Here is a 10,375-nt window from a genome sequence, read left to right on the forward strand (position 1 = left end):
ATTCGGAAGGGCAGAGGCGCGGTCATTCGCGTGGACAGGACCGCTGCTCATGCCTCGGCCTCCGTCGACAGGCCCAGCGTGTCGCCGCCAGCACGCAGCTCGCGCATGAGCTGCCGGATGGCGCGGGCGTGCAGGCGCGTGTCCTGGCTGCGCGCACGCAGCAATGCCTCGCGCGCCTCGGCGCGCTCGTGCGCGATGCGGGCCTGCAAGGCGCCCAGGTCATCGCCCACCGTCGCCTCGCGGCAGGCCACGCGCACGCTGCGGCCGCCTTCCACGCTGAACACGCCGCCACGCAGCGCGCAGTAACGCCAGGGCCCTTCGGCAGCGCGCCAGCGCAGCACGCCGGCCTCGATCACCGTCAGGAAGTCGGCATGGCCGGGCCGGACGCCGAAGTCGCCGCTGGCGTCCTCGGCGCGCAGCGAAGCGACGTCGGCCTCGTCCAGCACGATGGCCAGCGGCGCGGTGATGGTCAGGTGCAGGGCGGCCGGTGCCGTCGAGGCGCCGGTGGCACTGGCGTCGGGCGCAGCCGGGGGCGGGACCATGCGTGTGTTCATGCCGCTTCCTTCGCGTCGGCCGCGGCGGCGGGGGTACCGCGCCGGCGTTCGTCCTCGTGGGCGCGGGCCTCGTCCAGCGTACCGATCATGTAGAGCGAGCGCTCGTCCCAGTCGTCGCAGTCGCCGGCCAGGATGGCCTGGCAGCCTGCAATGGTCTCGGCCACGGTGACGCTGCGGCCGGCCATGCCGGTGAAGGCGGCGGCCACGAAGAAGGGCTGCGTCAGAAAGCGCTGCAGGCGCCGGGCGCGGCCGACGAGGCGCTGCTCTTCCTGGCCCAGTTCCTCCACGCCGAGGAGGGCGATCACGTCGCGCATCTCGTCGTAGTGCTCGATGAGTTCGCGCACCGCGGCCGCGGTCTGCGCATGGGCGGTGCCCACGATGGCCGGGTCCAGCAGCACGGAGGTGGTGCGCAGCGGGTCGATGGCCGGGTAGATGCCCTGGGCGGCCAGTTCGCGCGAGAGCACGACGGTCGAATCCATGTGCGCGCTCAGGGCCGCCACGGCCGGGTCGGTGAAATCGTCGGCGGGCACGTACACGGCCTCGATGGCGGTGACGGAGGCCCGCGGACCGGAGGCGATGCGCTCCTGCAGGGCCGCGATCTCCGTGGCCAGCGTGGGCTGGTAGCCCACGCGCGAAGGCATGCGGCCCAGCAGGCCCGACACCTCGGCCCCGGCCTGGACGAAGCGGAACACGTTGTCCATGAGCAGCAGCACGTTGCGGCCCTCTTCATCGCGCACATGCTCGGCCATGGTCAGGGCCGCCAGCGGCACCCGCCAGCGTGCGCCCGGCGGCTCGTTCATCTGGCCGTAGACCAGCACCGTGCGGTCGAGCACGCCGTAGTTGCGCATGTCGTGCAGCATCTCGTGGCCCTCCCGCGAGCGCTCGCCCACGCCGGCGAAGACCGAGACGCCGTCATAGCCGGCCACCATGGCATGGATGAGCTCGGTGACCAGCACCGTCTTGCCCACGCCCGCCCCGCCGAACATGGCGGCCTTGCCGCCCTGGGCCAGCGGCGCCAGCAGGTCCAGCACCTTGATGCCGGTGGCAAACAGCTGCACGTCCGGCCGCTGGCCCGCCAGCGGCGGCGCAGGCTGGTGGATGGCGCGTCGGGGGGTATCGGCGGGCAACGCCAGGCCGCCATCGCCCGGCTGGCCGAGCACGTCGAGCAGGCGGCCGAGGATGGCCGGCCCGACAGGCACCGTCAGCGGCGCGCCCGTGAGCTGCGCCCGCATCAGCCGCGAAAGGCCCTGGGTGGGTTGCAGGGCGATGGCGCGGAAGCGCCGGGCATCCAGGTGCGACTGCACCTCGCACACCACGGCGGCCCCATCGGGGTCGACGATCAGCGCTTCATGGATGCCGGGCAGGCCCTCGTCGCACCGCAGCTCGAGCACCGGGCCGCGCACGGCCGTGACCTGCGCCCAGCGCGCTGGAGGCTCGGTGTCTTCAAGCAGGCGATCGTTCATGAGGCAGGGCGGCGATGCAGCAATCCGGCCATGCCTCGGACGGTGCCGGGGTGCATGGAACCGGTGGCCGCATCATGCGGCGATTCCGCCGCGCCATGCTGCGCCGCAGCGCGAACCTTAGATATGGATCAAGAAAACGGGGTGCGAAGCACCAGAAGGCCTGCCAGCAGCAGCACCAGGACGGCCAGCGCCAGCGACAGTCCTTGCCAGAAGCGCACCGGATCGCGCTCGGCCAGCGGCAGCGGCCGCACGCGACGCTGCGCGGCCGTGGGCGTGCGCAGTTCATGCAGCAGTTCCGACACGGCCTCCTGCCGCCGCGCGGGCTGCGGGCTCATGGCCTTCTGCAGCACGACGTCCAGCCAAGCGGGCAGATCGGGCCGGTGATGGCGCAGCGGCACGAAACGCAGGCGTCGCAGGTCCTGCGGCTGGCGCACGCGGGTCGCGGCCAGGCCGTAGGGCAACTGGCCGGTGAGCATCTGGTAGCCCAGGGCCGCCAGCGAGAAGAGGTCGGACCGGGCACTGCCGCCCCGGCCCAGCAGGTATTCCGGCGCCATGTACTGCAGCGTGCCCGGCGCATCGGCCGCCAGCGGCCCGCGGCCCTCCGCCAGGCCGGCCACATGGGCCGAGGCCAAGTCGATCAGCCGCGCGGTGCCGGCGCGGTCGATCATCACGTTCTCGGGCCGCAGGTCCTGGTGCAGCATCTCGCGGCCGTGCAGGGCCTGCAGGCCGCGGCCGATCTGGTCGAGCAGGGCGCGCACCTCGTCGAGCGAAGGGCGCGGATGGTCCACCATCCACTGGGCCAGCGTCTGGCCTTCCACATACGCCATGGCCACGAAGAGGTGGCGCCGCGCGCGTCGGCCCGGCCAGGCCTTGAGCACGTGCGGATGGTCGATGCGCCGTGCCACCCATTCCTCCAGCACGAAGCGGTCGAGCGCCTCGGCGCTCTCGCGCAGGTCCAGCGCGGGCACCTTCAGCGCCACCTGCGCGCCGCTCTCGTCGTCGGTCGCCAGCCAGACATGGCTGCGCGGGCCGACCTTGAGTTCGCGCACGAGCGTGAATCCTTCGAAGGCCATGCCGGGCGCAAGCGGCGGCGGCAGGGCCAGTCCTTCGCGGCTGAGCTGGGGCAGGGGCTGGCCGGGCGCGGGCAGGGCGTCGATGCGCAGCAGCAGCACGGTCGCGTCGTCCTCGCTGCCGCGCTCGCGGGCACGCCGGGCGAGCGCGGCGGCAGCGGCGTCGAAGTCATGGGCATGCAGGCCCAGCGCCTCGTGCACGTCGGCCGCCGTGAGATGGGCGTGCGCGCCATCGGTGGCCAGCAGGTAGACCTCGCCGGGCTCGGCTTCCCAGCAGCGGTAGTCGATCTCGACCTGGGCGCCTGCCCCGAGGGCACGCGCCAGGTAGGACTCGGCGGAGGACACCTGCACGCGATGGTCCTCGGAGAGCGGCTCCAGCGTCGTCGCATGCAGTCGGCACAGCCGTGCGTCGCCCACATGCAGCAGGTGCAGCTCGCGGCCCTTGAGCACCAGCGCCGTGAAGGTGCAGACATGGCCGCGGTCCTTGTCGAAGCGGGCGCCGCCGCGCATCGTCTGCGCATGCAGCCAGGCATTGGTGGCGGCGATGACGCGCTGGCCTGCGCGGCGTACCGACCAGCTTTCGCTTGTCGCGTAATAGTCGGCGAGGAAGGCGCCGACGGCCGTCTGCGCCGCCTCTTGGCTCACCGGGCTGCTGCTGATGCCGTCGGCAATCGCCAGCGCGATGCCCTTGCTGGCCAACAGATGGCCGGTCGGCAGCATCGCGCCATGGAAGTCCTGGTTGGGCCCGCCCGGCGCAGCCAGCGAATGCTGGCCGAGGGTGACGCGCGGCAGCGCTCCAGCTGGGCCCGTCACGGTGGTCGGCGGCTCGCCCTGCGCAACCACACGCTCAGGCGCTGATGCGCTTGGGCGCCGTCTTGTAGTGCGTGGAATAGAGCGTGGCGCCCACGAAGGTCAGGCCGCCCACCAGGTTGCCCAGCACGGTGGGGATCTCGTTCCAGATCAGGTAGTCCATCAGCGTGAAGTGGCCGCCCAGCAGCAGGCCCGACGGGAACAGGAACATGTTGACCACGCTGTGTTCGAAGCCCATGTAGAAGAACACCGTGATCGGCATCCACATGCCGATGGCCTTGCCCGACACCGAGGTGGACATCATGGCCGCCACCACACCGGTGGAGACCATCCAGTTGCACATCACGCCGCGGATGAACAGCGTCAGCATGCCGGCGGCGCCATGGGCCGCATAGCCCACCGTGCGGCCCTCGCCGATGTGGCCGATGCGCTGGCCGATGGCGTTGGGCGCCTCGGACCAGCCAAAGGTGAAGATGATGGCCATGAACACGGCCACCGTGAGCGCGCCGGCGAAGTTGCCGCAGAACACCAGAGCCCAGTTGCGCATCACGCCGCCCCAGGTGGCGCCGGGGCGCTTGTCGAAGACCGCCAGCGGCGCCAGCGTGAACACGCCGGTCAGCAGGTCGAAGCCCATCAGGTACAGCATGATGAAGCCGACCGGGAACAGCATCGCGCCGACCAGCGCGTTGCCGGTGTTGACGGTGATGGTGACGGCGAAGGCCGCTGCCAGCGCCAGGATGGCGCCCGCCATGTAGGAGCGGATCAGCGTGTCGCGCGTGGACATCAACAGCTTGGATTCACCAGCGTCGACCATCTTGGTGACGAACTCGGCAGGGGCAAGGTAGGCCATGGGATTCCTTTGAGGATCTTGAAGGGGAAAGGGAGTCAGGCGAGGGCGACGAGCACGCGGTCGCCCTCCACGCGCACCGCATGGGCGCGCACCGAGTGCTGAGGGGCTTCCAGGCATTCGCCGGTCGCCAGGTCGAAGTGGTTCTTGTAGAGCGGGGAGGCGACGACCGTGCGTCCGCCCAGGCTGCCGGTGAGCCCGCGCGAAAGCACGCTGGCGCCCGACTGCGGGTCGACGTTGTCGATAGCGTAGAAGCGGTCGTCCCCGATGCGGAAGATCGCGACATGCCGGCCGTCGATGCGGGCGCAGACGCCGGTGTCGGGCAGGATGTCCGAGACGGCGCAGACGGCCGTCCATGTGGGCGTGAGGGTCGTGGTCATGGCGGGGCTCCTCAGGCGGGCGTGGCTTCGGTGGCGGGCTCGTCGGCTGCGCTCGTCGGCGCAGCAGCCGCATCGGCTCCGCGCTCTTCGGCGCGGGCCGGACGGATCTGCCCGCGCTCCTTCACGAAGACGATGCGCTCGTCCGGCAGCTCGCTGTTGACGAAGCTGCGGAAGCGGCTGCGCACGGCGGGGTTGGTCACGGCGGTCTTCCATTCGCACTGGTAGGTGTCGACCACGGCCTGCATCTGCATCTCCAGCTCGGCGGCCAGACCCAGGCTGTCCTCGATCAGCACCTTCTTCAGGTAGTCGAGCCCGCCTTCGAGGTTGTCGCGCCAGGTGCTGGTGCGCTGCAGCCGGTCGGCCGTGCGCACGTAGAACATCAGGAAGCGGTCGATGAGCGCGATGAGTTGCGGCTTGGAGAGGTCGCTGGCGATCAGCTCGGCATGGCGCGGCTTCATGCCGCCGTTGCCGCAGACGTAGAGGTTCCAGCCCCTCTCGGTGGCGATCACGCCGACGTCCTTGCCCTGCGCCTCGGCGCATTCGCGGGTGCAGCCGGAGACGCCGAACTTGATCTTGTGCGGCGCGCGCAGGCCCTTGTAGCGGTTCTCCAGCTCGACGGCCAGGCCCACCGAATCCTGCACGCCGTAGCGGCACCAGGTGCTGCCCACGCAGCTCTTCACGGTGCGCAGCGACTTGCCGTAGGCATGGCCGCTCTCGAAGCCGGCGGCGATCAGTTCTTCCCAGATCAGCGGCAGTTGCTCCAGACGGGCGCCGAACATGTCGACCCGCGCGCCGCCCGTGACCTTGGTGTAGAGGCCGTACTTCTTGGCCACCTGGCCGACGGCGATCAGGCCATCGGGCGTGACCTCGCCGCCGGGCATGCGCGGCACCACCGAGTAGGTGCCGTCCTTCTGGATGTTGCCCAGGAAGTAGTCGTTGCTGTCCTGCAGCTTGGCCAGCTCGGGCTTGAGCACGAAGTCATTCCAGCACGAGGCCAGGATGCTGGCCGCCGTCGGCTTGCAGATGTCGCAGCCCAGGCCGTTGCCGTGCTTGGCCAGCAGCTCGTCGAAGGTCTTGATGCCGCCCACGCGCACCAGGTGATAAAGCTCCTGCCGCGAATGCGGGAAGTGCTCGCACAGGTGGTTGTTGACGGCCAGGCCGCGGCGGCTCATCTCGGCCTTCATCACCTGCGTGACCAACGGCACGCAGCCGCCACAGGTGGCGCCGGCCTTGGTGCAGGCCTTGATCTGGCCGATGGTGCAGGCGCCTTCGCCCACCGCCGCGCAGATCTGCCCCTTGCTGACGTTGTTGCAGGAGCAGATCTGCGCGGTGTCCGGCAGCGCGTCCACGCCCAGCCCCGGCTTGGCTTGGCCGTCGCTGGAGGGCAGGATCAGGAACTCGGGCGACTCGGGCAGGGCGATGCCATTGAGCGCCATCTGCAGCAGCGTGCCGTATTCGTCGGCATTGCCCACCAGCACCGCGCCCAGCAGTTGGGTGCCGTCGGCGCTGACCACGATCTTCTTGTAGACCTGCTTGATCTCGTCCACGTACTGGAAGCTGCGCGCGCCCGGCGTGCGGCCGTGGGCATCGCCGATGCTGGCCACGTCCACGCCCATCAGCTTGAGCTTGGTGCTCATGTCGGCGCCCGCGAAGGCGGCTTCGGCGTCGCCGGCCAGGTGGCGGGCGGCGACGCGGGCCATTTCGTAGCCGGGCGCGACCAGGCCGTAGAGCTGCTCGTTCCACGAGGCGCATTCGCCGATGGCGTAGATGTCGCGGTCGGCGCTGCGGCAGTGGCTGTCCACCGCCACCCCGCCGCGCGGCCCGATGGCCAGGGCGCTCTGGCGGGCGAGGGCGTCCTGTGGCCGGATGCCGGCAGAGAACACGATCATGTCGGTCTCCAGCCATGTGCCGTCGGAGAAGACCATGCGGTGCCGGGCGGTGGCGCCGTCGGTGATCTCCACCGTGTTGCGGCCGGTGTGCACCTGCACGCCCAGCGCCTCGATCTTGCTGCGCAGTATGCGGCCGCCGCCTTCGTCCACCTGCACCGCCATCAGCCGTGGCGCAAATTCGACGACATGGGTTTCCAGGCCCAGGTCGCGCAGCGCCTTGGCGCATTCCAGGCCCAGCAGGCCACCGCCCACCACCACGCCGCTCTTCGACTTGGCGCCGGAGGCCTTCATGCCTTCGAGGTCCTCGATGGTGCGGTAGACATGGCAGTGTGGCCGCTCGCGGCCGGGCACCGGCGGCACGAAGGGCGCCGAGCCCGTGGCCAGCACCAGCTTGTCGTAGGGCAGTACTTCGCCGTCGGCGGTGGTGACCGTGTTGTTGCGGCGCTCGATGGCCACCGCGCGGGTGCCCAGGCGCAGCGAGAAGCCGCTGCGCTCGAAGAAGCCGGTCTCGACCAGCGACAGCTGCTCGGCCGTCTTGCCGCTGAAGTATTCGGACAGGTGCACGCGGTCGTAGGCAGGCCGCGGCTCTTCGCACAGCACGGTGACGTCTGCCTGGGAAAGGGAGGACGCGGCGAGCTCTTCGAGGAATTTGTGGCCGACCATGCCGTGGCCAACGACGATGAGTTTCATGAGGGGTCCTGCGCGCACCCTGCGGTGCGGAGGATCGCCTTCACCGGCGATGGATGACCGGGAGGAGGGCGCCGCCGCCGGAGCGAGGATGCAGATCGTGTGGGAACAACCGCGTGAGGCAGGCGCCGACAGAGGCACCGCACGCGCGGGGTTCCGCCGGCATTGGCGGGGGCGCTGGAGCCGCAACGGCGACACTGCCGGGGCTCCGGGTCAGATCACGCAAGCTCCGTGCCAAAGAAAAAGCCCCCGAGGACGGGGGCTTGGCGGGCGTGGCGGGACGCGGCGCCCCGCCATGGGTTGTGCGGCGCACCAAAGATGGGCCCGCTGGCCCCGGTGGCCGCTCCTTCAATCAGAACGGCAGGCCGACATAGTTCTCCGCCAGCACGCCCTTGGCCCGGTCGGAAGAAAGCAGGTAGTCCAACTCCGTGCGCTGCAGCGCGACGTCATAGCCGCTGTTCTGCGGAAAGGTATGCAGCATGGTCGTCATCCACCAGGAGAAGCGCTGCGCCTTCCACACCCGGGCCAGGGCCTTGGCCGAGTACTGATCGAGGCCGGTGGAGTCGTTCTTGAGGTAGTGGTCCACCATCGCGTGATAGAGGTAGTGGATGTCGGACGCGGCGGTGTTCAGGCCGCGTGCGCCCGTGGGCGGCACGATGTGGGCGGCGTCGCCGGCCAGGAAGAGCCGGCCCCAGCGCATCGGCTCGGCCACGAAGGAGCGCAGCGGGGCGATGGACTTCTCGATGGAGGGCCCGGTCTGCAGGCGCCCGGCCACCTCGGCCGGCAGCCGGCGCTGCAGCTCCGCCCAGAAGAGTTCGTCGCTCCAGGCCTCGACCGTGTCGGTCAGCGGCACCTGGATGTAGTAGCGGCTGAGAACCTGCGAGCGCATCGAGCACAGCGCGAAGCCGCGCTCGTGCCGCGCATAGATCAGCTCCGGCGAGACGGGCTTGGTGCGCGAGAGCACACCCAGCCAGCCGAAGGGATAGACCTTCTCGTACTCGCGCAGCACATCCGCCGGGATCGACTTGCGGCTGACGCCGTGGAAGCCGTCCGCGCCGATGACGAAGTCGCAGTCGATGCGGATCACCTCGTCGCCCTTGCGGTAGCTGACCCAGGGCGCATCGGTGGCCAGGTCGTGCGGCTGCACGTCCTGCGCGTCATGCACCACTTGGCCCTTCGCGCGGTCGCGCGCTTCGTACAGGTCGCGCGTCAGTTCGGTCTGGCCATAGACCACCACCGACTGGCCGCCCGAGTACTTGTGCAGGTCGATGCGGTCCATCTGGCCGTCGTGCGAGATGAAGAAGCCGTGGTGGATCTCGCCCTCGCGGTCCATGCGCTCGCCGCACTGGGCTTCGCGCATCAGTTCGGCGAAGCCATGCTCCAGCACGCCGGCGCGGATGCGCGCCAGCACGTAGTCGCGGCTGTGCTTTTCGAGCACCACGTTGCGGATGCCCTTGAGATCGAGCAGTTGGGACAGCAGCAGGCCGGAAGGGCCACCGCCGATGATGCAGACCTGGGTTTTCATGGATGCAGTCTCCTGGTTGGAACGGTTGCCAGCGCTGGCTGGCTGGCCCGAATCTTGGCGCTGCATCGCCCCGGCCGGAATGGATCGAACGCGTCCGGACTTGTACGATTCGAACATCATGCATGCTCCAGGCGCCAAGGCTCCCACCATCCGTTCCTATGCGCTCTTCGGCGAGGCGGGCGACCTGCCCGACGTGCTGCACTGCGAGACCATCGCCGCCCGATCCGTCCTGCACGACTGGGAGCTGGCACGCCACCGCCACCATCGGCTGCACCAGCTGCTCTGGCTGCAGCAAGGGCAGGGCACGGCCTGGCTGGAGGCCGGTCCGGCGCCGCTGGGTAGCCACACGCTGGTGAACGTGCCGACCGGCGAGGTGCACGCCTTTGCCTTCTCTCCAGGCACGCAGGGCTGGGTGGTGAGCCTGCCGGACGAACTGGTGGACGCTCAGCTGGCTGCGATTCCCGAGGCGCGTTCGTTGGTCTCGCGCGCCTCGGCCCAGACCGTGGACGAGGCCAGCGCAGCCACGCTCGGCACGCTGCTGGCCGCGCTCACCGAGGCCTTCGTGGCGCCCATGCATCCCGCGCGCGCCCTGGTGCTGCGCGGTCTGGGCACCGCCGTGCTCGGCCTCGCGGCCCAGGCGCTGGGCGTGGCACAGGCCGAGGCAGTGGACTTGGCTGGATCGCGCCTGCTGCGGCGCTTCGAATCCCTGCTCGAACGGCACTTCGCTTCGGCTTGGCGGGTGAGCGACTACGCGGCCGCGCTGGCCGTCACGCCGACCCATCTGAGCCGCGTGGCGCGCGTCGCCACGGGCCTGCCCATCTCCCGTCTTGTGGACGCCCGGCGCATGCGCGAAGCCCGGCGCCACCTGGCCTACACCACGGCCAGCGTGACCGCCGTGGGCGAGGCCTTGGGCTTCGAGGATCCGGCGCATTTCAGCCGCGTCTTCGCGCGCACCTGCGGCTGCTCGCCGCGGGAGTTCCGGGCGCGCGTGAGCCAGCCGGCCACGGTCGGTGAGGCGGCTGCCCCCACGACGGCGGCGGCATAGGCTCGCGCCAAATCGGGATAGGGGTCCGTCATTGTCGACGGAGCCCCTCCCACACCACCCGGCATGCGGGTCCGCACCGGGCGGTTCGAGCGCTTGAGGTCATGA

8 protein-coding genes are annotated in these 10,375 nt (G+C 70.2%); 1 reads left to right on the forward strand and 7 read right to left on the reverse strand.

The genetic code is table 11. The features are described 5' to 3' along the window. Positions 1-47: 47 nt before the first annotated feature. The 7 genes from DFR41_RS25265 to pobA form a co-directional block, all read right to left on the reverse strand. Entirely contained in the window at positions 48-554 is a 507-nt protein-coding gene (locus DFR41_RS25265) for a F0F1 ATP synthase subunit epsilon (protein WP_244917875.1), read from the reverse strand. After that, a complete protein-coding gene (atpD, locus tag DFR41_RS25270; protein ID WP_114804761.1) occupies positions 551-2,017 on the reverse strand; it encodes a F0F1 ATP synthase subunit beta in 1,467 nt (488 codons plus the stop codon). Before atpD ends, DFR41_RS25265 begins: the two co-directional genes overlap by 4 nt. 128 nt (positions 2,018-2,145) lie before the next feature. Beyond that, positions 2,146-3,900, reverse strand: a complete 1,755-nt coding sequence (locus tag DFR41_RS25275) for a bifunctional protein-serine/threonine kinase/phosphatase (protein ID WP_114804775.1) — start codon at positions 3,898-3,900, stop codon at positions 2,146-2,148. Positions 3,901-3,934: 34 nt separating this feature from the next. Beyond that, complete coding sequence (locus DFR41_RS25280; protein ID WP_017758768.1) at positions 3,935-4,747, reverse strand: formate/nitrite transporter family protein; 813 nt, start codon at positions 4,745-4,747, stop codon at positions 3,935-3,937. A 35-nt stretch (positions 4,748-4,782) separates the two neighbouring features. Beyond that, positions 4,783-5,124, reverse strand: coding sequence for a nitrite reductase small subunit NirD (gene nirD, locus DFR41_RS25285; RefSeq protein WP_114804762.1), 342 nt, complete (start codon positions 5,122-5,124; stop codon positions 4,783-4,785). An 11-nt stretch (positions 5,125-5,135) separates the two neighbouring features. Beyond that, complete coding sequence (gene nirB, locus DFR41_RS25290; protein WP_114804763.1) at positions 5,136-7,703, reverse strand: nitrite reductase large subunit NirB; 2,568 nt, start codon at positions 7,701-7,703, stop codon at positions 5,136-5,138. A gap of 349 nt (positions 7,704-8,052) precedes the next feature. After that, positions 8,053-9,225, reverse strand: coding sequence for a 4-hydroxybenzoate 3-monooxygenase (gene pobA, locus DFR41_RS25295; RefSeq protein WP_114804764.1), 1,173 nt, complete (start codon positions 9,223-9,225; stop codon positions 8,053-8,055). Between the two features lie 118 nt (positions 9,226-9,343). On the opposite strand from pobA, the gene DFR41_RS25300 reads away from it, so the two are divergent. Continuing rightward, a complete protein-coding gene (locus DFR41_RS25300) occupies positions 9,344-10,270 on the forward strand; it encodes a helix-turn-helix domain-containing protein (RefSeq protein WP_211322661.1) in 927 nt (308 codons plus the stop codon). The last annotated feature ends 105 nt before the right edge of the window (positions 10,271-10,375 follow it).

It is taken from the genome of Pseudacidovorax intermedius (genome assembly GCF_003350475.1).
GTDB classification, from domain to species: domain Bacteria; phylum Pseudomonadota; class Gammaproteobacteria; order Burkholderiales; family Burkholderiaceae_C; genus Xenophilus; species Xenophilus intermedius.

Coding starts and splice junctions, on each gene's coding strand:
- nirD (WP_114804762.1), bottom strand. CDS start 5,124: ATGACCACGACCCTCACGCCCACATGGACGGCCGTCTGCGCCGTCTCG.
- atpD (WP_114804761.1), bottom strand. CDS start 2,017: ATGAACGATCGCCTGCTTGAAGACACCGAGCCTCCAGCGCGCTGGGCG.
- DFR41_RS25265 (WP_244917875.1), bottom strand. CDS start 554: ATGAACACACGCATGGTCCCGCCCCCGGCTGCGCCCGACGCCAGTGCC.
- nirB (WP_114804763.1), bottom strand. CDS start 7,703: ATGAAACTCATCGTCGTTGGCCACGGCATGGTCGGCCACAAATTCCTC.
- DFR41_RS25300 (WP_211322661.1), top strand. CDS start 9,344: ATGCATGCTCCAGGCGCCAAGGCTCCCACCATCCGTTCCTATGCGCTC.
- pobA (WP_114804764.1), bottom strand. CDS start 9,225: ATGAAAACCCAGGTCTGCATCATCGGCGGTGGCCCTTCCGGCCTGCTG.
- DFR41_RS25280 (WP_017758768.1), bottom strand. CDS start 4,747: ATGGCCTACCTTGCCCCTGCCGAGTTCGTCACCAAGATGGTCGACGCT.